Source organism: Burkholderia sp. AU28863 (assembly GCF_002223195.1).
Taxonomy (GTDB): domain Bacteria; phylum Pseudomonadota; class Gammaproteobacteria; order Burkholderiales; family Burkholderiaceae; genus Burkholderia; species Burkholderia sola.
Map to the genome: position 1 here is coordinate 742,334 of NZ_NKFE01000004.1, position 23,023 is coordinate 765,356.

Sequence of the window (23,023 nt, forward strand, 5' to 3'; positions counted from 1 at the left end):
TTGCAGGTGACTCAAGCAATGGCACAACCACGCCGAACTTCGAAGCAATCGAAACAAGCAGGAGGGACATTTCTTGGAATCGTGCTGGGCCTGATCGTCGGCCTCGCGATCGCCGTGGTGGTGGCGCTCTACATCACGCGTTCGCCGTCGCCGTTCGTGTCGAAGGTCGCGCCGCCGCCGGCAGACAACGGCGCGAGCCAGCCGCAGCAGTTCGACCCGAACCGCGCGCTGCAGGGCAAGACGCCCGGCCAGCCGGTGCCGCAGGCCGCGCAATCCGCGCCGCCCAACACCGCGCCCGGCCAGGCCGCGAACCAGACCCAGGGCGGCCTGCTGCCCGAGCCGCAGATCGTCGAAGTGCCGCCGTCGGGCAACACGAACGGCGCAACCGGCTCGAACAACACCGCCGCGTCGAACAATCCGTCGTCGGGCAACGGCGTCGCCGTCGCGCCGAAGCCGGCCGACACCACGCCGCCGCCGAAGAAGACGCAACAGGCGCAGCAACAGCAGCAAGGCGGCGAGGACGACCTCGCACGCTTCGCCGCGCAGAAGCAGGCGCAGCAGGCCGCCGCGCAAAAGCAGCAGCAACAGCAGCAGGCCGCGAACACGCCGAAGCCGACGTCGTCGGCCACGGCCGCCGCGGCAGCAACGGCGAAGCCGCCGACCGCGAACGACGCGAACACCGGCTACTTCCTGCAGGTCGGCGCGTACAAGACGGAAGGCGATGCCGAGCAGCAGCGTGCGCGCCTCGGCTTCCAGGGCTTCGAATCGAAGGTGTCGAAGCGCGACGTCAGCGGCGTGACCTACTTCCGCGTGCGCGTCGGCCCGTTCTCGAAGTTCGAGGATATGAACTCGGCCCGTCAGCGCCTGTCCGATGCAGGTGTCGACACGGCGGTGATCCGCTTCACGAAGCAGTAAGCCAACCGGCCGCGCCCACGCAGAACCCGTTACGTTCCGTAACCCGAGCAACTGATTCGACGTTCACAACATGAAAAAACTGCTTAGCACGCTCCTTCTGTCCCTGGGCCTGGCCGCCGGCCTCGCGCAGGCTTCGCCCGCCGCGCCGGCCGCCGGCAAGGACTTCGAGGTGATGAAGTCGCCGCAGCCGGTGTCCGCGCCGGCCGGCAAGGTCGAGGTCATCGAGTTCTTCTGGTACGGCTGCCCGCACTGCTACGAATTCGAGCCGACGATCGAGGCCTGGGTGAAGAAACAGGGCAACAACATCGACTTCAAGCGCGTGCCGGTCGCATTCCGTGACGATTTCCTCCCGCACTCGAAGCTGTTCTACGCAGTGTCCGCGCTCGGCATTTCCGAGAAGGTCACGCCGGCGATCTTCAACGCGATCCACAAGCAGAAGAACTATCTGCTGACGCCGCAGGCGCAGGCCGACTTCCTGGCCACGCAAGGCGTCGACAAGAAGAAGTTCATGGACGCGTACAACTCGTTCAGCGTGCAGGGCGAGGTGAACCAGTCGGCCAAGCTGCTGAAGGACTACGCGATCGACGGCGTGCCGACGGTCGTCGTCCAGGGCAAGTACAAGACGGGTCCGGCTTACACGAACAGCATCCCGGGTACCGCGCAGGTGCTCGACTTCCTCGTGAAGCAGGTTCAGGACAAGAAGCTCTGATCCCCGCCCGCGCGCCGGCATGACTACTCCGCTGAAGGTCTTCATCACCGGCGCGTCGAGCGGCCTCGGCCTCGCGATGGCCGAGGAATACGCCCGCCAGGGCGCCACGCTCGCGCTCGTCGCGCGGCGCACCGATGCACTCGACGCGTTCGCGCGGCGTTTCCCGAAGCTGTCCATCTCCGTCTATTCCGCCGATGTGCGCGACGCCGACGCGCTCGCGACGGCCGCCGCGTCGTTCATCGCCGCGCATGGCTGTCCCGACGTCGTGATCGCGAACGCGGGCATCAGCCAGGGCGCCGTCACGGGCCAGGGCGACCTCGCCGCGTTCCGCGACGTGATGGACATCAACTACTACGGGATGGTCGCGACGTTCGAGCCGTTCGTCGGCCCGATGACGGCCGCGCGCCACGGCACGCTGGTCGGCGTCGCGAGCGTCGCCGGCGTGCGCGGGCTGCCCGGCTCCGGCGCGTACAGCGCGTCGAAATCGGCCGCGATCAAGTATCTGGAAGCGCTGCGCGTCGAGCTGCGCCCGGCCGGCGTCGGCGTCGTGACGATCGCGCCCGGCTACATTCGCACGCCGATGACCGCGCACAACCCGTACAAAATGCCGTTCCTGATGGACGCCGACCGCTTCGCCGCGCGCGCGGCGCGCGCGATCGCCCGGCAGCACGCGTTCCGCGTGATTCCATGGCAGATGGGGGTCGTCGCGAAGGTGCTGCACGTGCTGCCGCGCTGGCTGTACGACCGCCTGTTCGAAAAGGCGCCGCGCAAGCCGAAGGCCGGCGCGCGCTGAGTGCGTCGCGGATCCGGCGCGCGTCTCGCCGGATCACTGTCGCGCCGCGGCCTGACCTGCATCGCGATACCGCGCGAATCCGCGCGGATCTCTCCCCTCGTATCGCACCCCGTACCGCGCACCGCTGCCGCACTCCGTTCCGTCGCGCGCGTCGCGCCGCGCATTTCCGCCGCGTATTCGCAGCCACTCGTCCCGCCCGTCGCCCCCACGCCGCGCTCGCCCTACCCGCTCCGCCGCATCAACACCCGTTCCGTCGCGAACGCAGCCGTTTTTCGGTCAATTCACCGCGTTCCGACGCCTTTTTTCACACGCCGCGCGCTTTGACGGTATGCTATTCGTCAGCCGCGCCGGCCCTGCACGCTTCCGGGCCGCGCCTGCCTCCGTCATCCAGCGAAAAACACACGCCACGTGGGAGATCCTATGCACGTCAAGCTGTTCGCCGGGGCCGCCGTGGCCACGGCCCTCGCCGCCCTTGCCGCCCCCGGCGTCGTCGCCGCCAAGCCGCTCACCGTCTGCACGGAATCGAGCCCGGACGGCTTCGACGTCGTGCAGTACAACTCGCTCGTCACGACCAACGCGTCGGCCGACGTGATCTTCAACACGCTCGTGTCCTACGACGAAGCCGCGAAGAAAGTCGTACCCGCGCTCGCGGACAAATGGGAAGCGAGCGCCGACGGCCTCACGTACACGTTCCACCTGCGCCCGAACGTCGCGTTCCAGACCACCGACTATTTCAAGCCGGGCCGCGCGCTGAACGCGGACGACGTCGTGTTCACGTTCGCGCGGATGCTCGACGATGCGAATCCGTGGCACAAGGTGGCCGGCGCGAGCGGCTTCCCGCACGCGCAATCGATGGGCCTCGTGAAGCTCGTGAAGTCGGTCACGAAGGTCGACGACAGCACGGTGAAATTCGTGCTGAACGAGCCGAACGCGACGTTCGTGCCGATCCTGACGATGGGCTTCGCGTCGATCTACTCGGCCGAATACGCGGACCAGTTGCTGAAGGCCGGCAAGCAGGCCGACCTGAACGCGAAGCCGGTCGGCACCGGCCCGTTCGTGCTGAAGAGCTATACGAAGGACGCGCTGATCCGCTACGACGCGAACCCGACGTACTGGGGCACGAAACCGAAGGTCGATCGGCTGATCTACGCGATCACGCCCGACCCGTCGGTGCGCCTGCAGAAGGTGAAGGCCGGCGAATGCCAGATCGCGCTGTCGCCGAAGCCTCAGGACGTGCTCGCCGCGAAGGGCGAAAGCGCGCTGAAGGTCGTGCAGACGCCCGCGTTCATGACCGCGTTCGTCGCGCTGAACACGCAGAAGAAACCGCTCGACAACGACAAGGTGCGCGAGGCGCTGAACCTCGCGTTCGACCGCGCGACCTACCTGAAGGTCGTGTTCGACAACACCGCGACGGCCGCAAACAACCCGTATCCGCCGAACACGTGGAGCTACGCGAAGGACGTCGCGCCGTATGCGTACGATCCCGCGAAAGCGAAGCAGCTGCTCGCGCAGGCCGGCTTCCCGAACGGCTTCTCGACGACCATCTGGACGCGCCCGACCGGCAGCGTGCTGAACCCGAACCCGAAGGTCGGCGCGGAACTGCTGCAGGCCGATCTCGCGAAGGTTGGCGTGAAGGCGGAGGTGAAGGTGATCGAATGGGGCGAGCTGATCAAGCAGGCGAAGCTCGGCCAGCATGACATGCTGTTCATGGGCTGGGCCGGCGACAACGGCGATCCGGACAACTACCTGTCGCCGCTGTTCAGCTGCAATGCAGTGAAGTCGGGCATCAACTTCGCACGCTTCTGCGATGCGCAGCTCGACAAGCTGATCGCCGACGGCAAGTCGACCGCCGATCAGGCCAAGCGCGCGAAGCTGTACGAAAGCGCGCAGAAGATCATCCACGACGAGGCGCTGTGGATCCCGCTCGGTTATCCGACCGCGGCCGCGCTCACGCGCGCGAACGTGAGCGGCTATCGCGTGAGTCCGTTCGGACGGCAGAACTTCACGACGGTCGCCGTGCAGTAACCGTGCGTGGCGCGCAAGCGACGGCGCACACGCCGCTCGCTTGCGGCCCGCGCGCCGCGCTTGCTACACTGCGCGCTCATTCCTCATACCGGACGCCAGCCAAAGTGAACAACTAAGCCTTCCCGAAATGTTTTCGCCGCCCGTGCCACGCACGCCGCGCGCGAAGGTCTTCATGCATTTTTGGAGGTGCTTATGGCTGCTGCCACGCCCACCGGCGCGCTCGTCGCGCTTCATCACGTTTCCTTCCGCTTCGACGACGGCGTCACGCTGTTCGATGCGCTCGACCTGTCCATCGACCGCACGCCGACCGGCATCGTCGGTCGCAACGGCGTCGGCAAGAGCCTGCTCGCGCAACTGATCGCGGGCCGGCGCGCGCCGAGCGCGGGGACGATCGAGCGGCATGCGCCCGTCGTCTACGTCGCGCAGCAGCACGATCACGACCGCGCCGACGCGGCGGCCGCCCCGCTGACCGTCGCGCAGATCGCCGCGCTCGATGCGCCGCTCGGCGCGCTCGCGCGTCTCGCGGACGGCCGCGCGACACCGCACGACTTCGACCTGATCGGCGATCGCTGGGATCTTGCCGAGCGGCTGCGCGCGGCGCTCGACGCGGCCGGCCTGCAGGACGTCCATGCCGACACGCCCGCACACGCGCTGAGCGGCGGCCAGCTCGCGCGCGTCGCGTTGATCGGCGCGCTGCTGTCGGGCGCCGGCCTGCTCGTGCTCGACGAACCGACCAACCATCTCGACGCACCGGGCCGCGCGTGGCTGCGCGCGGCGCTCGACGGCTGGCGGGGCGGCGTCGTCATCGTCAGCCACGACCGTGCGCTGCTCGCCGGCGTGCAGCGCATCGTCGAGCTGACGCCACACGGCGCGCGCTCGTACGGCGGCAATTACGCGCTCTACCGCGCGCAACGCGACGCGCAACAGGAGGCCGCGCACGCGGCGCTCGATCATGCGCGCACCGAGCGCGGGCGCGTGCGGCGCAGGCTCGAACAGGAGCACGACACGATCCAGCGCCACGCGGCCGCATCGCTGCGCGACGCGAAGACGGCCAACCTGTCGTCGATGGCGCGCCAAAGCCGCAAGGGCGCGGCGCGCGCGATCATGGGAACGGTCCGGCGCCATCAGAGCGACTTCAAGGCGACGCTCGACACGCGCGTGCAGGAAGCGGCCGCGCGCGTCGAAGCCGACGCGCCGGTGCTCGTCTCGCTGCCGGGCACGGAAGTCAGCGCGCGCCGCCAGCTGTTCACGCTCGAGTGCGCTCGATTGCCGTGGCGCGTCGCGGGCGACGCCGACACGATCACGTGGTCGGCGAGCGGCGCCGTGCGCATCGCGCTGACCGGGCCGAACGGCTGCGGCAAGTCGACGTTGCTGCGGATGCTCGCGGGCGAACTCGCGCCGCGTTCAGGTAGCTGCACGACGCACGTGAGCGCCGCGTATCTCGACCAGCGGCTCGCGCTGCTCGACCCCGAGCGCTCGGTCGTCGAGCAACTGGGTGCGCTCGATACGCCGCTCGCGGAAGGCGACCTGCGCAGCCGTCTCGCGCTGCTACAACTCGATGCGACACGGGCGACGCAACCGGCGCGGCAACTGAGTGGCGGCGAACGGCTGAAGGCCGCGCTCGCCTGCGCGCTGTGGCGCGGCACGCCCGCGCAACTGCTGCTGCTCGACGAGCCGACCAATCACCTCGATCTCGAATCGGTGCGCGCGATCGAAGCCGCGCTGGCCGGCTTCCCCGGCGCGATCGTGGTCGCGTCGCACGACGCCGCGTTTCTCGCGGCGCTCGAACCGACGCACACGATGCAGTGGCAGCGCGACGGGTGGCGTTACGAACCCGTCGCGTAACGACGACGAAGCGCGCTCAGCCGGCGATGCGGAACCGCAGCACCCCGTCGTCCCCCTGCTCGCGCACGAGTTCGCCCGCGAGCCACAGCAGGTTCAGGTGCGCGAGCGCCTCGCCGAGCGCGAAGGTCATCTGGTGGATGTCGAGCTCGCGGCGGCGGAACATGATCGGCACGATGTCGGCCGCGCTCATTGGCCGCTGCGCGCACGCGACGCGCACTTCGGCCAGGCGCGCATCGTGGTGTTCGCGCAGCTGCGCGATGCGCGTGCGCACGCCGCGGAACGGCTTGCCGTGCGACGGCAGCACGAGCGTGTCGGGCGCCATCGTCTCGTAGCGGCCGAGCGATTCGAGGTACAGCGCGAGCGGGTTCGCTTCCGGCTCGAGATCAAACACCGACACGTTCGTCGAGATGCGCGGCAGCACCATGTCGCCGGAAATCAGCACGCCGTCCGCGTCGCTGTGGAGCGCGCAATGTTCAGGCGAATGACCGAAGCCGGTGACGACGCGCCACGTGCGCGCGCCGATCGTCACCGCGTCGCCTTCGCGCAGGCGCCGGTAGCGCGGCGGCACGGCCGGCACGAGGTCCGAGTAATAGCTGCGGCGGTTGCGCAGCTTGTCGAGCGCGGCCGGATCGGTCAGCCCGTGGCGCGCGAAGTGCTCGGCGGCGGCCGCGCCGCCCGCGTTCGAACCGTTGCCGGCCGCCATCAGGCAGCCGAACAGGTATTCGCCGAGCGTCATCCACAGCCGCACGTTCCAGCGGCCCTTGTCGCCGCCTTCGCACAGCCAGTTCGCGAGGCCGAAGTGATCGGGGTGGCAATGCGTGACGAGCACGCGTAGCACGGGCAGGCCGTCGAGATGCGTGTCGAAGATCCGCTCCCAGTGCGTGCGGATCGCGTCCGACGCGATCCCGCAATCGACGATCGTCCAGCCGGCCTGCCCGTCGATCTCGTCGCGCAGCAGCCACAGATTGATGTGGTCGAGCGAGAACGGCAGCGGCATGCGCAGCCAGCGCACGCCGGGCGCGACCTCGAACGTGTCGCCCGCGGCGGGCAGCGTATCGGCGAAGGGATAGTCGAGTTGGTGTTCCAGGGCGTTCATCGGTGGGGCGTCTCGTCGTTATCGGTGCGAATGCGCGCCGGCGGCAGCGCGCGGCGGGCGTGCGTCGATTCTATCGCCGTCGCGCGAAACAGGTGCCCGACGCGCACCGGACCGCCGCAAAAAAGTTCGTGTCAGAATCGGTTCCGTACCCGTATCTTTACGCGAAGATGCGCCGAACGGCGCCCAACGGCGAACAACACGCCGATTCACGACCGCCCGCGCGTCACTGCGAAAGTCCTTGAAACGCCGACTTGGGCGCTAAAATGGCGAGTGCTTACAGCCCCTTGAACGAGCCTGCACGCGATGAATCACTTCCCCAAACTGCTGTCGTCGCAGATCGGTTTCGACGTCGCGCAGACGATGCTCGAATACTTCGATCGCCATTACCGGATCTTCCGCGAAGCGGCGGTCGACGCGAAGACGCTGTTCGAGCGCGGCGACTGGCACGGGCTGCAGCGGCTCGCGCGCGAGCGGATCACGTCGTACGACGATCGCGTGAAGGAATGCGTCGAGGTGCTGGAGGACGAATACGACGCGGAGAACATCGACGACGAAGTGTGGCAGCAGATCAAGCTGCACTACATTGGCCTACTCACGTCGCACCGCCAGCCCGAGTGCGCGGAAACCTTCTTCAATTCGGTGTGCTGCAAGATCCTGCACCGCTCGTATTTCAGCAACGATTTCATCTTCGTGCGCCCGGCGATCTCGACCGAGTACCTGGAGAACGACGAGCCGGCCGCGAAGCCGACCTACCGCGCGTACTATCCGGGCACCGACGGGCTCGCGGTCACGCTCGAGCGCATCGTCACGAACTTCCAGCTCGAGCCGGCGTTCGAGGATCTCTCGCGCGACATCGGCTGCGTGATGCAGGCGATCGACGACGAATTCGGCCACTTCGACGAAGCGCCGAATTTCCAGATCCACGTGCTGTCGTCGCTGTTCTTCCGCAACAAGAGCGCGTACATCGTCGGCCGCATCATCAACGCCGATCGCGTGCTGCCGTTCGCGGTGCCGATCCGCCACGTGCGCCCGGGCGTGCTCGCGCTCGACACCGTGCTGCTGCGCCGCGACCTGCTGCAGATCATCTTCAGCTTCTCGCATTCGTACTTCCTCGTCGACATGGGCGTGCCGTCCGCGTACGTGGATTTTCTCTGCACGATCATGCCGGGCAAGCCGAAGGCCGAGATCTACACGTCGGTCGGGCTGCAGAAGCAGGGCAAGAACCTGTTCTACCGCGACCTGCTGCACCATCTGTCGCATTCGAGCGACCGCTTCATCATCGCGCCCGGGATCAAGGGCCTCGTGATGCTCGTGTTCACGCTGCCGTCGTTCCCGTACGTGTTCAAGATCATCAAGGATCACTTCCCGCCGCCGAAGGAAACGACGCGCGCGCAGATCATGGAGAAGTACCAGCTCGTGAAGCGCCACGACCGCCTCGGTCGGATGGCCGACACGCTCGAGTATTCGAGCGTCGCGCTGCCGCTCGCGCGGCTCGATCACGCGCTCGTGCGCGAACTCGAGAAGGAAGTGCCGTCGCTGCTCGAATACGAGGACGACAAGCTCGTGATCAAGCACCTGTACATCGAGCGCCGGATGACGCCGCTGAACCTGTATCTGCAGAACGGCAGCGACGCGGACGTCGAGCACGGCGTGAAGGAATACGGCAACGCGGTGAAGGAGCTGATGAAGGCGAACATCTTCCCCGGCGACATGCTGTACAAGAACTTCGGCGTCACGCGCCACGGCCGCGTCGTGTTCTACGACTACGACGAGATCGAGTACCTGACCGACTGCAACGTGCGGCGCGTGCCGGCGCCGCGCAACGAGGAAGACGAGCTGTCCGGCGAACCGTGGTATACCGTCGGCCCGCACGACATCTTTCCGGAGACCTACGGGCCGTTTCTGCTCGGCGACCCGCGCGTGCGCGACGTCTTCATGAAGCATCACGCGGACTTTTTCGATCCCGCGCTATGGCAGGCGAGCAAGGACAAGCTGATGCAGGGCGAATTGCCCGATTTTTATCCGTACGACACGGCCCTGCGCTTCAGCGTGCGCTACCCCGCGCGCTTCGACGCGACGGGCCGGAACGACGACGCAGGCGACGCGCAGCGCGCCGCCTGACGCCGGCAACACCCGATCCGATATCGACTTGATTTCCGCCAACGGAATCCACACCGATGACTACCCAAGACAATCCGCTTTCACATCTGTTCGACAACAACGATGCCTGGGTCAAGCGCCAGCTCGCCGACGATCCCGATTTCTTCGCACGGCTCGCCGACCAGCAGGCGCCGGAATATCTGTGGATCGGCTGCTCCGATTCGCGCGTGCCGGCGAACCAGATCATCGGCCTGCCGCCGGGTGAAGTGTTCGTGCATCGCAACATCGCGAACGTGGTCGTGCACAGCGACCTGAACTGCCTGTCGGTGATCCAGTTCGCGGTCGACATCCTGCGCGTGAAGCACATCATGGTCGTCGGCCACTACGGCTGCTCGGGCGTGAACGCGGCGCTGCACAACCGCCGCGTCGGCCTCGCGGACAACTGGCTGCATCACGTGCAGGACGTGCGCGAACGCCACGCGGCGCTGCTCGACGAATGGCCGGTCGGCGAAGCGCGGTATCGCCGCCTGATCGAGCTGAATTCGATCGAGCAGGTCGTCAACGTGTGCCGCACGACGATCGTCAACGACGCGTGGGCGCGCGGCCAGTCGCTCACCGTGCACGGGCTCGTGTACGGCGTGCACGACGGCCGGATGCGCAACCTCGGGATGTCCGTGTCGAACTTCGACGCGCTCGACGCAACCTACCGGCGCTGCGTGGCGGCGCTGACCGCACGCGGCCAGCACGCGCCCGACAACGACATGGTCGCGGCGGACGCCGCGCAGCTCGAAGACGTCGCGCAGGCGGTCGCCGCCACGCTGAAGCCGTGCGACGACGCGCAGTAACGTGCAGTGACGCGCCAGCCGCCTGACGGCGGCTGCCACGCGGGCGCGGCACGCATCGAACGGATCTGACACCGGCACTGCCTCGGCGGCGCCAACCCAAGGAGCGACGGCATGAAAACCGTATTGATCGTCGGCGCATCGCGCGGCCTCGGCCGCGAATTCGTCCGGCAATACCGGCGCGACGGCTGGAACGTGATCGCCACCGCGCGCGACGCGGCGTCGCTCGATGCGTTGCGTGCGCTCGGCGCGCAGCCGCATGCGCTCGATATCGCGCAGCCCGCGCAGATCGCGGCGCTCGGCTGGAAGCTCGACGGGGAGCGGCTCGATGCGGCCGTGCTCGTGTCGGGCGTGTACGGGCCGCGCACCGAAGGCGTCGAGACGATCACCGCCGAGGATTTCGACGCGGTGATGCATACGAACGTGCGCGGGCCGATGCAGTTGCTGCCGATCCTGCTGCCGCTCGTCGAGGACGCGCGCGGCGTGCTGGCCGTGGTGTCGAGCCGGATGGGCAGCATCGCCGAGGCGACCGGCACGACCGGCTGGCTCTACCGCGCGAGCAAGGCCGCGCTGAACGACGCGCTGCGCATCGCGTCGCTGCAGACGCGTCATGCCGCGTGCATTTCGCTGCACCCCGGCTGGGTGCGCACCGACATGGGCGGCGCGCAGGCCGCGATCGATCCGGAAACGAGCGTGACCGGCATGCGTCGCGTGATCGCCGAATCCGCTTCGGACGTATCCCAGGCGAACGGCCGGTTCTTCCAGTACGACGGCATCGAGCTCAGCTGGTGAGCGGCGCCGGTAACCGGACGTTGTTAATTCGCATTTCGCATGATTTTGAACCGACCTGACGCGTGCCCGTGCGGCGGCGCCTCCCCCGCACCCGCCGGCAACGCGCCGGCGCCGCGCTACGCCGCCTGCTGCGGCCGCTTCATCGACGACGGGCAAGCCGCCCCGACCGCACTCGAATTGATGCGCTCGCGGTACAGCGCGTACGTGCTCGGCGCGACCGATTATCTGCGCGCGACGTGGGCCGCGCGCACCTGCCCGCCCGATCTCGAGGCCGACCCGGCAGCGCCGGACGCGCCGCGCTGGCTCGGCCTCGCGGTTAAACGCCACGTACCGCTCGACGACCGGCACGCGGAGGTCGAATTCGTGGCGCGCTACAAGGTCGGCGGACGCGCTTACCGGCTGCACGAGACGAGCCGTTTCGAGCGCGACGAGCAGGGATTCTGGCGCTATGTCGACGGCGAAGTAAGTGAACGCTGACAAATAGTTGCCATGTCAGACGCCGGGTAATTCCCGCATTGCACAACCTGATTTTGTCGGGCTACGATGGGCTCGAATTGGTCATGTTGCATGGCAGGGCTTACGGATGGCGTTCAGCAAGGTATTGGTGGGATGGATGGCGGCCTGTGCGCTGTCGGCCGCTCAGGCCGGTACGCTGCCGAGCGCCAGTACGGGTGCGGGCGCCAGCGGGTCGCTCGCCCACGCCGAGCATTTCGACTACGCCGACTCGAATCTGCCGCAGGTCGCCGCCGATCTCAACGAGCAGATCCTCCGCATTCCGGCCGACGCTTCGGGCGCCATCACGCTCGAGGCGACACTGTTCAAGCCGAACGGGCCCGGCCCGTTCCCGCTCGTCGTCTTCAACCACGGCAAAAATACCGGCGATCTCCATCTGCAGCCGCGCAGCCGGCCGCTCGCGTTCGCGCGCGAATTCGTGCGCCGCGGCTATGCGGTGATCGCCCCGAATCGCCAGGGCTTCGCCGGTTCGGACGGAACGTACCAGCAGGAAGGCTGCAACGTCGGCAAGAACGGCCTCGCGCAGGCCGCCGACGTCGATGCGACGGTGCGCTACATGTCGCGCCAGCCGTACGTCGATGCGTCGCGCATCGTCGTCGCCGGCACGTCGCACGGCGGCCTCGCGTCGGTCGCGTACGGCACCGAAGCCGCGGCGGGCGTGCGCGGCATCATCAATTTCTCCGGCGGGCTGCGCCAGGACCTCTGCGACGGCTGGCAGCGCAACCTCGTCGACGCGTTCGACCACTACGGCGCGCATACGGCCGTGCGGTCGCTGTGGCTGTACGGCGACAACGATTCGGTGTGGACGCCCGCGCTCGTCGCGCAGATGCACGATGCGTACGTGTCGCACGGCACGCAGGCCCGCTTCATCGATTTCGGCCGCTACAAGGACGATGCGCACCGGCTGATCGTCGATCGCGACGGCGTGCCCGTATGGTGGCCGGCCGTGCACGCCTTCCTCGCCGAACTGAACCTGCCGACCGCGGTGCGCTATGCGGTCGCCGACCCGCACGAGCCGAAGGCCACCGGCTACGCATCGATCGATGCGGTCAACGCGGTGCCGTACGTGGACGAAGCGGGCCGCGAAGGCTATCGCCGCTTCCTGAACCAGCATCCGAGCCGCGCGTTCGCGGTGTCGTCGGAAGGCGCATGGTCGTGGGCCGAAGGCGGCGACGACCCGATGGCGCTCGCGCTCGACAACTGCGCGAAGCAAGGCGCCGGCGCGTGCCGGCTGTATGCGGTCAACGACCGCGTCGTGTGGAACGCCAACACGACACAGACGGCCGACAACGGCGACGATCACGCCCGCGATACCGATACGCGCGCACTGGCTTCGCGCTGACGCGGTCGTCGTTCCTCCTGCCTCTCCTTCGCGCGCCGTCGCTTCAAGGTCGCCGCGGCACGCCCCGGCTGCTCGTCCAATCGGGCACACGCCGCGTAATGCTCGTTTTGACGAGCAATCGACTTGAATTCGCGCCAGATCCCGTCCAGCCATCCGGGCCTTCCGCCCCCTGTCGATCTGACGATGCACGAAGCAAGATCGCCCCTCGTCGCCGCAAATACCGCACCCTCATCGCTCCCCATATTTCGTCGCTGCATCGCCCCTCGCCCCGCGATTTTTTTCTGTCGGGGGGTGTCACTCGAACGTCGTCATCTGCGCGCATTTCGCCCGATCCGCCGCGTTCCGTTCCGAGCCCCCCCGAACTGCGTCGAACTCCCGCCCAGCAAGGCTGTGCGGCGTTTGTAACCGCTAGTGCAACGTCCGGCGGAACACGCTAATCTCTGCGCGTTTCGTATTGCGCCGCGCGGCATCCCGTCGATGCCGCGCGGTCGTTTTACCCCCGGAGTCGCCTTGAGTACGCCAGCCACCGACGACTGGGTCGCGCGCAGCCTGCGCGCGGTCTGGCATCCCTGCACCCAGATGAAGCACCACGAGCGCCTGCCGCTCGTCCCCGTCGCGCGCGGCGCGGGCGTGTGGCTGTACGACCGCGACGGCCGCCGCTATTTCGACGCGATCAGCTCGTGGTGGGTGAACCTGTTCGGCCATGCGAACCCGGACATCAACGCGGCGCTGAAGGACCAGCTCGACACGCTCGAGCACGCGATGCTCGCCGGCTGCACGCACGAACCGGCGATCGAGCTCGCCGAACGGTTGCATGCGCTCACCGCGCGCACGCTCGGCCATGCGTTCTTCGCGTCGGACGGCGCGTCGGCCGTCGAGATCGCGCTGAAGATGAGCTTCCACGCGTGGCGCAACCGCAGCCGCGCGAACAAGCAGGAATTCGTCTGCGTCGCGAACAGCTATCACGGCGAGACGATCGGCGCGCTCGGCGTGACCGACGTCGCGCTGTTCAAGGATGCGTACGACCCGCTGATCCGCCACGCGCACGTGGTCGCGTCGCCCGATGCGCGCGGCGCGCTGCCGGGCGAGACGGCCGCCGACGTCACGGGCCGCGCGCTCGCGGACGTGCGGCGCCTGTTCGTCGAGCGCGGCGACCGGATCGCCGCGCTGATCGTCGAGCCGCTCGTGCAGTGCGCGGCCGGCATGGCGATGCACGATCCGTCGTACGTACGCGGGCTGCGCGCACTGTGCGACGAATTCGGCGTGCACCTGATCGCCGACGAGATCGCGGTCGGCTGCGGCCGCACCGGCACCTTCTTCGCGTGCGAGCAGGCCGGCGTCTGGCCCGACTTCATGTGCCTGTCGAAAGGCATCAGCGGCGGCTACCTGCCGCTGTCGCTGGTGCTTACGCGCGACGACGTGTTCGCGGCGTTCTACGACGACGACACGACGCGCGGCTTCCTGCATTCGCATTCGTACACCGGCAACCCGCTCGCGTGCCGCGCGGCAGTCGCGACGCTCGACCTGTTCGCGCGCGACGACGTGCTCGCGAGCAACGCCCGCAAATCGGCGACGCTGCGCGCGGCGCTCGCGCCGCTCGATGCGCATCCGCAGGTGCGCCACCTGCGCGAGCGCGGCACGCTGTTCGCGTTCGACGTCGCGCTCGACGGCGATGCGGCGCGCGGCTTCTCGCGGCGTTTCTTCGAACACGCGCTGGCGCGCGAACTGCTGCTGCGCCCGATCGGCACGACCGTGTACCTGATGCCGCCGTACGTGATGAGCGACGACGACATCGCATGGCTCGCGCAGCGCACGCGCGACACGCTCGACGCGACGCTGGAGGACCTCGGCCGATGAGCCTGCTCGACACCCTGCAACGCGGCCTCGCGGACCTCGACGCGCAAGGGCTGCGCCGCGTGCGACGCATCGCCGACACCGCGTGCGACGCGCGCATGACCGTGAACGGCCGCGAGATCGTCGGCTTCGCGAGCAACGACTACCTCGGCCTCGCCGCGCATCCGGCGCTCGTCGCCGCGTTCGCCGAAGGCGCGCAGCGCTACGGCTCCGGCAGCGGCGGCTCGCACCTGCTCGGCGGCCATTCGCGCGCGCACGCCAAACTGGAAGACGAACTCGCGGGCTTCGCGGGCGGCTTCTCCGACGCGCCGCGCGCGCTGTACTTCAGCACCGGCTACATGGCGAACCTCGCGGCGATGACGGCGCTCGCCGGCAAGGGCGCGACGATCTTCTCCGACGCACTGAACCACGCGTCGCTGATCGACGGCATGCGGCTGTCGCGTGCGAACGTGCAGGTCTATCCGCATGCGGACATGGCCGCGCTCGCCGCGCTGCTCGACGCATCGGATGCGCAAACGAAGCTGATCGTCAGCGACACCGTGTTCAGCATGGACGGCGATATCGCGCCGCTCGCCGAGCTCGTCGCGCTGGCCGAACGCCACGGCGCGTGGCTCGTCGTCGACGATGCACACGGCTTCGGCGTGCTCGGCCCGCAGGGTCGCGGCGCGCTTGCCGCCGCCGCGCTGCGTTCGCCGAATCTCGTGTACGTCGGCACGCTCGGCAAGGCGGCGGGCGTCGCGGGCGCATTCGTGATCGCGCATGAGACCGTGATCGAATGGCTGATCCAGCGCGCGCGCAGCTACATCTTCACGACGGCCGCGCCGCCGGCCGTCGCGCATGCGGTATCGGCAAGCCTGAAGGTGATCGCGGGCGACGAAGGCGACGCGCGCCGCGCGCACCTCGCCGCGCTGATCGAACGCACGCGCGCGCTGCTGCGCAGCACGCGCTGGCAGCCGGTCGATTCGCACACGGCCGTGCAGCCGCTCGTGATCGGCAGCAACGACGCGACGCTCGCGGCGATGCGCGCGCTCGACGCGCACGGCCTGTGGGTGCCGGCGATCCGGCCGCCGACGGTGCCGGCCGGCACGTCGCGGCTGCGCGTGTCGCTGTCGGCCGCGCATTCGTTCGACGATCTGGCAAGGCTCGAAGCCGCGCTGATCGAAGCCAGCGAGGAGGCAGCAGCATGACCACCGCCCCGCTGTCCGTCTTCGTCACCGGCACCGACACCGAAATCGGCAAGACCTTCGTGTCGGCCGCGATGCTGCACGGCTTCGCGCGGCACGGCCTGCGCGCGGCCGCATTGAAGCCGGTCGCGGCCGGCGCGTACGAACGCGACGGCGTGTGGCGCAACGAGGACACCGACCAGCTCGACGCGGCCGCGAACGTCGTGCTGCCGCCCGAACTGCGCACGCCGTTCCTGCTGAAGGCGCCTGCCGCGCCGCATATCGTCGCCGCGCACGAAGGCGTGACGCTCGACCTCGACACGATCGTCGCGTGCCATCGCGAAGCGCTGACGCGCGCGGACGTCGTCGTCGTCGAAGGCGTCGGCGGCTTTCGCGTGCCGCTGAACGACACGCAGGACACCGCCGATCTCGCGGTCGCGCTCGGCCTGCCCGTCGTGCTCGTCGTCGGCGTCCGGCTCGGCTGCATCAGCCACGCGTTGCTGACGGCCGATGCAATCGTCGCTCGCGGCCTCACGCTCGCGGGCTGGGTCGCGAACCACGTCGACCCGGCCATGTCGTTCGCCGACGAGAACGTCGCGACGATTCGCGACTGGCTCGCGCGCGAGCACCGCGCGCCACTGCTCGGCCGCATCGCGCACATGACGCCGGCCGCCCCCGAATCCGCCGCGGCGATGCTCGACATCGCCGCGCTCGTCGAGTCGCTGCGCACCGCGCGGCATTGACCCAACCGATCCCCCATCCCGCCAGGACAGGAAAACGAAATGACCCAAGCCCAGACCGCCGCCGTGCAACCCGACGCGATTCCCGTGGCTGCGCCGGCCCCGCAGCGCTGGCGCGTCGCCGACGTCGTCGCGCTGTTCGAGCTGCCGTTCAACGATCTGATGTTCCGCGCGCAGCAGGTGCATCGCGAGCACTTCGACGCGAACGCGGTGCAGCTGTCGACGCTGCTGTCGATCAAGACGGGCGGCTGCGAGGAAGACTGCGGCTACTGCTCGCAGTCGTCGCATCACGACACGGGCCTGAAGGCCGAGAAGCTGATGGACGTCGACACGGTGCTCGACGCCGCGCGCGCGGCGAAGGCGAACGGCGCGAGCCGCTTCTGCATGGGCGCCGCGTGGCGCAACCCGAAGGAGCGCCACATGCCCGCGCTGACCGAAATGGTGCGCGGCGTGAAGGAGCTCGGCCTCGAGACCTGCATGACGCTCGGCATGCTGGAAAACGAACAGGCTCGGCAGCTCGCCGACGCGGGCCTCGACTACTACAACCACAACCTCGACACGTCGCCGGAGTTCTACGGCCAGGTGATCTCGACGCGCACGTACCAGGACCGCCTCGACACGCTCGACCGCGTGCGCGACGCGGGCATCAACGTGTGCTGCGGCGGCATCATCGGGATGGGCGAATCGCGCCGCGAGCGCGCGGGCCTGATCTCGCAGCTCGCGAACCTGAACCCGTATCCGGAATCGGTGCCGATCAACAACCTCGTCGCGATCGAAGGCACGCCGCTCGAAGGCACCGCGCCGCTCGACCCGTTCGAGTTCGTGCGCACGATCGCGGTCGCCCGAATCACGATGCCGAAGGCCGTCGTGCGCCTGTCGGCCGGCCGCGAGCAGCTCGACGACGCGATGCAGGCGATGTGCTTCCTCGCGGGTGCGAACTCGATGTTCTACGGCGACCAGCTGCTGACGACCAGCAACCCGCAGACGCAGCGCGACCGTGCGTTGTTCGAGCGGCTCGGCATCCGCGCGAGCCAGGCCGACGCGCTGTCGGACAACGCGTAAGCGATAGCGGCGGGCGCGCCGCGCCCGCCGATGAAAAAGCCGGGGCATGCCCCGGCTTTTGTTTTACCCGACCGTCGGCATCGGGTCGCGCGACGCGCCATGAATCGACGGTGTTCTCGACGCGCCGACGCGCAGCTTCGGCATACGCATTACACGTGCGACGCCGCGCCGTCGAGCGCCGCGCGCACGCGCTCGACGCGCTGCGCGTCGACGGGCGCCAGCACCTCGCCGCGCGGCCGCACGCCCGAGCCGAAATGCACCGCGCGCACGCCGGTCGCACGCACGAAATCGCCGACCGCGTCGACCGTGAGCCCCGAACCGGCCAGCACCGTGCAGGTCGTGCCCGCCGCCTGCCGCACGAGCCGCGTGATCGTCGCGACCGCGTCGAGCACCGACGGATGACCGCCCGACGTCAGCACGGACGTGACGGCCGGCACGCGCAACAGCGCGTCGAACGCGGCGTTCAGATCGCGCGCGACGTCGAACGCGCGATGGAACGTGAGCGCGCGCCCGTCCGCGGCGGCCGCGATCCGGGCGAGCGCGCCGAGATCGACGTCGCCGCGCGCATCGAGCGCGCCGAACACGACGCCGTTCGCGCCGGCCGCGACGGCCGCGCGCACGTCGCGCTCGATCACGCGCAGCTCGTCGGCGTCATAGACGAACGAGCGGCTGTGCGGACGCACGATCACGTTGACGGGAATCGGCACGGCGGCCACGACGGCCTCGATCAGGCCGACGCTCGGCGTCAGCCCGCCTTCGGTGATCGCGGTCACGAGTTCGAGGCGGTCGGCGCCCGCACGGGCGGCGACCTTCGCATCGCCGACGGTCGTGGCGATCACTTCGAGGAGAACGGAAGAAGCGGCATGTCGGTTCATGGGCGGCCCGCGAATCGTCTGGACAATTCGCGCATCCTAGCCGAGCCGCGCGACGGACGCCAGCGTGCCGGCCGCCGCGTATTTCAGCCGCGTATTTCAGCCAGGTCCGTCAGCCGCGCCGCACGAGCCAGACGCCGCCGAGAGCGGACAACGCCGTCACCGCGGTGCCCGGTACGAACCGGAACATGCGCGCGTTGACGTACGCGCCCTGCTGCTGCATCACGTCGACGATCGCCGGCGTGAGCACGAGCATCGCCCAGCCGATCATCCCGAACGCGGTGGTCGCGGCCGCGACGAGCAGCGTGATGCCCGCACCGCGCGCACGCGGCCGGAACGCGCCGGCAAACGCGCCCGCGGCGAGCAGCCCGGCCGACACCGCGAACAGCACGGCGACGAATACGGTCGTCGCGCCCGTCTGGCCGACCTTCATGAACACGACCATCTGCGCGGCGATCATGCAGAAGCCGGCGATCGAGAACAGCACGATCGCCAGCGCGTTGCGCACGAAGCTCACGCGCGGGCCTGCCTGAAATACGCGGTCGCCGGGCGCCGGAACAGCAGGTAAACGAACACCGCGAACAGCAGGACGCCGGGGATCAGCACCGCGAGCATCGACGCCGGCATGTTGATCAACGAGAACGCGATGCCGAACACGAACGTCACGATATAGGCCTTGCGCGACCATTCGCGGCCTTTCAGGATCGCGATGCCGATCACGACGTTGGCGGCCTCGACGATCATGCTGATGCCGAACGTCGCCCACACGGGCAGCAGGTAGTGCGACATCAGCGCCTGGGTGGTCGGCATGCCGATCGAGAACGGCGTATAGACGCAGGTGATCGCGTTGGTCACGATGATGATCCACGCGAGGATGGTCAGCGAGATCGGTCTTTTCATGGCGTTTTCCTTTTTATATTCGCCGCCATGGTGGCCCCCGGGACGGCGCGCGCGGTCACGACGGCCGCGCTCGCGCCATTGTCGGGGAAGCGCACGGCGAACACAACGGCCGCCCCCGCGCCGTCGGTCGCCGCATCCCGACCGTGTGCCGCTACGCCGCTTGCGCGTCCTCGTCGATCCAGTCGATATCGCCGCACAGCACGCGCTGCGTATCGCCGACGCGCACGGCCACCGACAGCGTCACGCACGGCTGCGCCTCGTTGATCGACAGGTACGGCCGCGTGACCTGCACGCGCCCCGGTTCGGCGATCGCCGAGCGGAAATACGGCCGGCGCAGCCAGTTCGCGCCCTGCGCGTCCGCCAGCGGCGAAAAGCGCGCCTCGGCGAGCGCGCGATCGGCGCGCAGCACGACGTTGCGGCCCGACTGCCGGCCCTGCGCGTCGAGCAGGAAGCAGCGCGCGGCCGCGTCGAGCGCGAGGAAGTTCCAGCACACCTCGTCGAGCGGCTCGCCGGCCGCGAGGCGCTCGGCCGCCCGTTCGAACGCGCGCAGGTACGGCGCGAGCCGCTGCGCGTCGCGCCGCTCGCGCACTTCGGTCTGCTGACGAAAGCGCTCGGTCAGCTCGCCGATGCAGCCGGTCGCGGCCGCGCTGTCGGGCAGCCCCGGCGCCGGCCGGCCGAAGTAGTAGCCCTGCACGAAATCGGCCTCGCACGACAGCGCGATCTGCGCTTCGTGCTCGGTCTCGATCCCTTCGACGAGCACCAGCTTGCCGGCCTCGTGCAACAGCGTCACGAGCCCGTGCAGGATCGCGGTGAGCCCCGTGCGGTGCGCCGCGTGCGACAGCATGATCCGGTCGAGCTTCACGATGTCCGGGTTCAGCTGCCAGATCCGTTCGAGGTTCGAGTGGCCCGCGCCGAAATCGTCGAGTGCGATCAGGAAGCCGTGCGTGCGGAACTCGCGCACGGCCTCCGCGAGCCGCTCGACGTCATCCGCGCGCTGTTCGAGCACTTCGAGCACGATGCGCCGCGGCGGCATGCCGAGCCGTTTCAGGTTCGCGAGCAGCGCGGCCGCCTGGAACGGATCGGTGAGCACGCCCGGATGGACGTTGAGAAACAGCCACTCGCGCTCCGCGCCGAGCAGTGCGAAGTTTTCCAGATGCAGCGCCTGCGCGAGCCGGTCGAGCTGCAGCAGTTCATCGCGGCGCGCGGCTTCGCCGAACACGTCGAGCGGCGACACGGCGCGGTCGAGCGCATCGTGCGCGCGCAGCAGCGCCTCGTAGCCCACCGCACGCTGGTGCGACAGGCTGAATATCGGCTGGAACACGGTCGTGAGCGTCAGGTCGCGGTGCTGCGTCGCCAGCCGTTCGAAGCCCGAGCTCATCTCCCGCTCGAACCGGTACGGCGACGCGGCGGCCGGACGCTCCTGTTGCACGATCGTCATGCCTTCCTCCTGGTGATGCAGTCGAACGCGACGTCCGGCGTCCGCCGAAAAACGACGAACGGGACGGCGCGCCATGTCATTGGTTGGACCCTCGGTTACCCGGCGCAAGCCGGGCGGCTGCTCTCCCTCAAGCAAGCTCCGTGCGAGGTGCCGACAACCCGTGCGCCATGCGGCTGTGCGGGGCTGCCGCACCACCGTGGCGCGCGTTCGACGCACCATTCCCGTGCGCACGCACCGGCCGCTCGAGCGCACCGGTTACGTCGGCACGCTACACTCCGTACGATCGTTTCATTCCGCGTAACTCGCCGTATCGATGGAAATCGTTTTCACAGTCCTCATTCTGCTGCTGACCGTCGCGCTGTCCGGCGCCGTCACGCGTCTCCTGCCGTTGCAACTGCCGCTGCCGCTGATGCAGATCGCGTTCGGCGCGATACTCGCGTGGCCGAAGCTGAACCTGCACGTCACGTTCGACCCCGAGATCTTCATGCTGCTGTTCATTCCGCCGCTGCTGTTCGCGGACGGCTGGCGGATTCCGAAACGCGAGCTTTACCTGCAGCGCCGCGCGATCCTGATGCTCGCGTTCGGGCTCGTGTTCATGACGGTACTCGCAGTCGGCTATTTCGCGCATTGGCTGATTCCCGAGCTACCGCTGCCGATCGCGTTCGCGCTCGCGGCAGTGCTGTCGCCGACCGACGCGGTCGCGCTGTCCGGGATCGCCGGCAAGGGTCGCATTCCGCCGCAACTGATGCACATCCTCGAAGGCGAGGCGCTAATGAACGACGCGTCGGGCCTCGTCGCGCTGAAGTTCGCGATCGCGGCCGCGCTGACGGGCGTGTTCTCGCTGCGCGCCGCGTCGGTCACGTTCGTGATCGTCGCGGCGGGCGGGCTCGCGACGGGCGCGATCGTCGCGTGGCTGTTCAGCGCGCTGTCGACGCGCTTCCTGAATGCCGAGCAGGAAGGCGACCCGGCCCCCGGCATCGTGATGACGCTGCTGGTGCCGTTCGCGGCCTACCTGTTCGCCGAGCACCTCGAGCTGTCCGGCGTGCTCGCGGCCGTGTCGGCCGGGATGATGATGAACTACACGAGCTTCTCGCGCAAAAGCACCGTCGCGTCGCGCGTGCGGGCCGAAAGCACGTGGGCGATGATCGAGTTCGTGTTCAACGGCATGGTGTTCATCATGCTCGGGCTGCAGCTGCCGCACATCATCGGCCGCGCGCTCGTCGACGCGCACCATACGAGCGACGCGCTGGTCGGCCGGATGATCTTCAACGTGTGCGCGATGATGCTCGCGCTGTATGCGATCCGCTTCCTGTGGGTGTGGCTGCTGCGCTGGTTCGCGAGCCGCCGCGCCGCGCGCCATGGCCTCGCCGGCACGATGGCCGGCGTGCGCACGATCGCGGTGATGACGGTCGGCGGCGTGCGCGGCGCGGTCACGCTCGCCGGCGTGCTGTCGATCCCGGTCGCGCTGTCCGACGGCGCGCCGCTGCCGGGCCGCGACACCGCGGTCTTCATCGCGTCGGCCGTGATCCTCGGTTCGCTGATCGTCGCGGTGATCGGCCTGCCGCTGCTGCTGCGCGGCGTGCGCTCGTCGCGCAATCCGCTCGGCGACGAGGAGCGCATCGCCCGGTCGGCCGCCGCGCAGGCCGCGATTCGCGCGATCGATGCGTCGCACGACGCGATCTCGGCCGATCTCGACGAATCGGGCGCGGCGCGTTGCGCGGACATCTCCGCACGCGTGATGGATCAATACCGCCGCCGGCTCGCCGCGCTGGCTGACGACGGCCCCACGCCGCGCGCGCAAGCGCAGCAGGCCGAAACGATGGAGCTGCAGATGCGGATCGCGGCCGTGCGCGCGGAACGCTCGGCGCTGTACCGGCTGCGCGGCGACAGCAAGATTTCCGACGAGACGCTGACGAAGCTGATTCGCGAGATCGACCTGTCGGAAACCGCGCTGTCGACGCGCAAGAAAGGCATTGTTTGACGACCGCCGGCGGCCGACGGGCACAAAAAACGGCGACGCAC

Annotated in this window: 20 protein-coding genes; 15 read left to right on the top strand and 5 right to left on the bottom strand. The window is 68.7% G+C overall.

The window, feature by feature from the left end; genetic code table 11:
- Positions 1–18 precede the first annotated feature (18 nt).
- The 5 genes from CFB81_RS15045 (at position 19) to CFB81_RS15065 (ending at position 6,287) form a co-directional block, all read left to right on the top strand.
- A complete protein-coding gene (locus CFB81_RS15045) occupies positions 19–915 on the top strand; it encodes an SPOR domain-containing protein (protein ID WP_089435693.1) in 897 nt (298 codons plus the stop codon).
- Between the two features lie 70 nt (positions 916–985).
- Positions 986–1,624: a thiol:disulfide interchange protein DsbA/DsbL gene (locus tag CFB81_RS15050; RefSeq protein ID WP_011694426.1), complete on the top strand. Its 639-nt coding sequence runs from the start codon at positions 986–988 to the stop codon at positions 1,622–1,624.
- A gap of 19 nt (positions 1,625–1,643) precedes the next feature.
- The gene (locus CFB81_RS15055) at positions 1,644–2,417 is read left to right on the top strand and encodes an SDR family oxidoreductase (RefSeq protein WP_089435694.1); all 774 of its coding nucleotides are present in this window, start codon (positions 1,644–1,646) and stop codon (positions 2,415–2,417) included.
- Between the two features lie 420 nt (positions 2,418–2,837).
- On the top strand, positions 2,838–4,442 hold the full coding sequence (locus CFB81_RS15060; protein WP_089435695.1) for an ABC transporter substrate-binding protein: 1,605 nt from the start codon (positions 2,838–2,840) through the stop codon (positions 4,440–4,442).
- A 192-nt stretch (positions 4,443–4,634) separates the two neighbouring features.
- Positions 4,635–6,287, top strand: coding sequence for an ABC-F family ATP-binding cassette domain-containing protein (locus tag CFB81_RS15065; RefSeq protein WP_089435696.1), 1,653 nt, complete (start codon positions 4,635–4,637; stop codon positions 6,285–6,287).
- A gap of 16 nt (positions 6,288–6,303) precedes the next feature.
- On the opposite strand, the gene CFB81_RS15070 is transcribed toward CFB81_RS15065, so the two are convergent.
- Positions 6,304–7,383 carry an MBL fold metallo-hydrolase gene (locus tag CFB81_RS15070; RefSeq protein ID WP_089435697.1) on the bottom strand — a complete coding sequence of 360 codons (1,080 nt, stop codon included), beginning with the start codon at positions 7,381–7,383 and terminating at the stop codon, positions 6,304–6,306.
- A gap of 303 nt (positions 7,384–7,686) precedes the next feature.
- Here CFB81_RS15070 and aceK point away from each other — a divergent pair, with 303 nt between their 5' ends.
- The 9 genes from aceK to bioB all read left to right on the top strand — a co-directional run bounded on the left by aceK (position 7,687) and on the right by bioB (position 17,791).
- Positions 7,687–9,504, top strand: coding sequence for a bifunctional isocitrate dehydrogenase kinase/phosphatase (aceK, locus tag CFB81_RS15080; protein ID WP_069620182.1), 1,818 nt, complete (start codon positions 7,687–7,689; stop codon positions 9,502–9,504).
- 56 nt (positions 9,505–9,560) lie between these two features.
- Positions 9,561–10,328 (top strand): carbonate dehydratase, encoded by a 768-nt coding sequence (gene can / locus CFB81_RS15085; RefSeq protein WP_069620181.1) that lies wholly within the window; start codon positions 9,561–9,563, stop codon positions 10,326–10,328.
- A 111-nt stretch (positions 10,329–10,439) separates the two neighbouring features.
- Entirely contained in the window at positions 10,440–11,117 is a 678-nt protein-coding gene (locus CFB81_RS15090) for an SDR family oxidoreductase (RefSeq protein WP_089435698.1), read from the top strand.
- 39 nt (positions 11,118–11,156) lie between these two features.
- A complete protein-coding gene (locus CFB81_RS15095; protein WP_089435699.1) occupies positions 11,157–11,594 on the top strand; it encodes a YchJ family protein in 438 nt (145 codons plus the stop codon).
- Positions 11,595–11,700: 106 nt separating this feature from the next.
- Complete coding sequence (locus CFB81_RS15100) at positions 11,701–12,972, top strand: dienelactone hydrolase family protein (RefSeq protein ID WP_089435700.1); 1,272 nt, start codon at positions 11,701–11,703, stop codon at positions 12,970–12,972.
- 510 nt (positions 12,973–13,482) lie between these two features.
- Entirely contained in the window at positions 13,483–14,829 is a 1,347-nt protein-coding gene (gene bioA, locus CFB81_RS15110) for an adenosylmethionine--8-amino-7-oxononanoate transaminase (RefSeq protein WP_179235961.1), read from the top strand.
- Positions 14,826–16,013, top strand: coding sequence for an 8-amino-7-oxononanoate synthase (gene bioF / locus CFB81_RS15115; protein WP_069620176.1), 1,188 nt, complete (start codon positions 14,826–14,828; stop codon positions 16,011–16,013). Before bioA ends, bioF begins: the two co-directional genes overlap by 4 nt.
- Positions 16,010–16,732, top strand: a complete 723-nt coding sequence (gene bioD / locus CFB81_RS15120) for a dethiobiotin synthase (protein WP_069620175.1) — start codon at positions 16,010–16,012, stop codon at positions 16,730–16,732. Before bioF ends, bioD begins: the two co-directional genes overlap by 4 nt.
- 39 nt (positions 16,733–16,771) lie before the next feature.
- Positions 16,772–17,791 carry a biotin synthase BioB gene (bioB, locus tag CFB81_RS15125; protein WP_089435703.1) on the top strand — a complete coding sequence of 340 codons (1,020 nt, stop codon included), beginning with the start codon at positions 16,772–16,774 and terminating at the stop codon, positions 17,789–17,791.
- Positions 17,792–17,940: 149 nt separating this feature from the next.
- Here bioB and CFB81_RS15130 read toward each other — a convergent pair whose 3' ends face one another.
- From CFB81_RS15130 to CFB81_RS15145, 4 genes are all read right to left on the bottom strand, one after another.
- Positions 17,941–18,666 (bottom strand): copper homeostasis protein CutC, encoded by a 726-nt coding sequence (locus CFB81_RS15130; RefSeq protein ID WP_069620173.1) that lies wholly within the window; start codon positions 18,664–18,666, stop codon positions 17,941–17,943.
- A gap of 109 nt (positions 18,667–18,775) precedes the next feature.
- Positions 18,776–19,180 (bottom strand): hypothetical protein, encoded by a 405-nt coding sequence (locus CFB81_RS15135; RefSeq protein WP_089435704.1) that lies wholly within the window; start codon positions 19,178–19,180, stop codon positions 18,776–18,778.
- The gene (locus tag CFB81_RS15140) at positions 19,177–19,563 is read right to left on the bottom strand and encodes a hypothetical protein (RefSeq protein WP_069620171.1); all 387 of its coding nucleotides are present in this window, start codon (positions 19,561–19,563) and stop codon (positions 19,177–19,179) included. Before CFB81_RS15140 ends, CFB81_RS15135 begins: the two co-directional genes overlap by 4 nt.
- Before the next feature lie 151 nt (positions 19,564–19,714).
- On the bottom strand, positions 19,715–21,001 hold the full coding sequence (locus CFB81_RS15145; RefSeq protein WP_069620170.1) for an EAL domain-containing protein: 1,287 nt from the start codon (positions 20,999–21,001) through the stop codon (positions 19,715–19,717).
- A gap of 313 nt (positions 21,002–21,314) precedes the next feature.
- Between CFB81_RS15145 and CFB81_RS15150 the strand changes: the two genes are divergently transcribed.
- Positions 21,315–22,982: a Na+/H+ antiporter gene (locus CFB81_RS15150; RefSeq protein WP_089435705.1), complete on the top strand. Its 1,668-nt coding sequence runs from the start codon at positions 21,315–21,317 to the stop codon at positions 22,980–22,982.
- The last annotated feature ends 41 nt before the right edge of the window (positions 22,983–23,023 follow it).

Bases quoted from the DNA above. Each gene is read 5' to 3' on its own strand.
- CFB81_RS15060 (WP_089435695.1), top strand. From the start codon at position 2,838: ATGCACGTCAAGCTGTTCGCCGGGGCCGCCGTGGCCACGGCCCTCGCC.
- CFB81_RS15095 (WP_089435699.1), top strand. From the start codon at position 11,157: ATGATTTTGAACCGACCTGACGCGTGCCCGTGCGGCGGCGCCTCCCCC.
- CFB81_RS15130 (WP_069620173.1), bottom strand. From the start codon at position 18,666: ATGAACCGACATGCCGCTTCTTCCGTTCTCCTCGAAGTGATCGCCACG.
- CFB81_RS15065 (WP_089435696.1), top strand. From the start codon at position 4,635: ATGGCTGCTGCCACGCCCACCGGCGCGCTCGTCGCGCTTCATCACGTT.
- bioF (WP_069620176.1), top strand. From the start codon at position 14,826: ATGAGCCTGCTCGACACCCTGCAACGCGGCCTCGCGGACCTCGACGCG.
- CFB81_RS15055 (WP_089435694.1), top strand. From the start codon at position 1,644: ATGACTACTCCGCTGAAGGTCTTCATCACCGGCGCGTCGAGCGGCCTC.
- CFB81_RS15150 (WP_089435705.1), top strand. From the start codon at position 21,315: ATGGAAATCGTTTTCACAGTCCTCATTCTGCTGCTGACCGTCGCGCTG.
- CFB81_RS15100 (WP_089435700.1), top strand. From the start codon at position 11,701: ATGGCGTTCAGCAAGGTATTGGTGGGATGGATGGCGGCCTGTGCGCTG.
- CFB81_RS15145 (WP_069620170.1), bottom strand. From the start codon at position 21,001: ATGACGATCGTGCAACAGGAGCGTCCGGCCGCCGCGTCGCCGTACCGG.
- can (WP_069620181.1), top strand. From the start codon at position 9,561: ATGACTACCCAAGACAATCCGCTTTCACATCTGTTCGACAACAACGAT.
- CFB81_RS15070 (WP_089435697.1), bottom strand. From the start codon at position 7,383: ATGAACGCCCTGGAACACCAACTCGACTATCCCTTCGCCGATACGCTG.
- CFB81_RS15090 (WP_089435698.1), top strand. From the start codon at position 10,440: ATGAAAACCGTATTGATCGTCGGCGCATCGCGCGGCCTCGGCCGCGAA.
- bioD (WP_069620175.1), top strand. From the start codon at position 16,010: ATGACCACCGCCCCGCTGTCCGTCTTCGTCACCGGCACCGACACCGAA.
- bioB (WP_089435703.1), top strand. From the start codon at position 16,772: ATGACCCAAGCCCAGACCGCCGCCGTGCAACCCGACGCGATTCCCGTG.
- aceK (WP_069620182.1), top strand. From the start codon at position 7,687: ATGAATCACTTCCCCAAACTGCTGTCGTCGCAGATCGGTTTCGACGTC.
- CFB81_RS15140 (WP_069620171.1), bottom strand. From the start codon at position 19,563: ATGAAAAGACCGATCTCGCTGACCATCCTCGCGTGGATCATCATCGTG.
- CFB81_RS15050 (WP_011694426.1), top strand. From the start codon at position 986: ATGAAAAAACTGCTTAGCACGCTCCTTCTGTCCCTGGGCCTGGCCGCC.
- CFB81_RS15045 (WP_089435693.1), top strand. From the start codon at position 19: ATGGCACAACCACGCCGAACTTCGAAGCAATCGAAACAAGCAGGAGGG.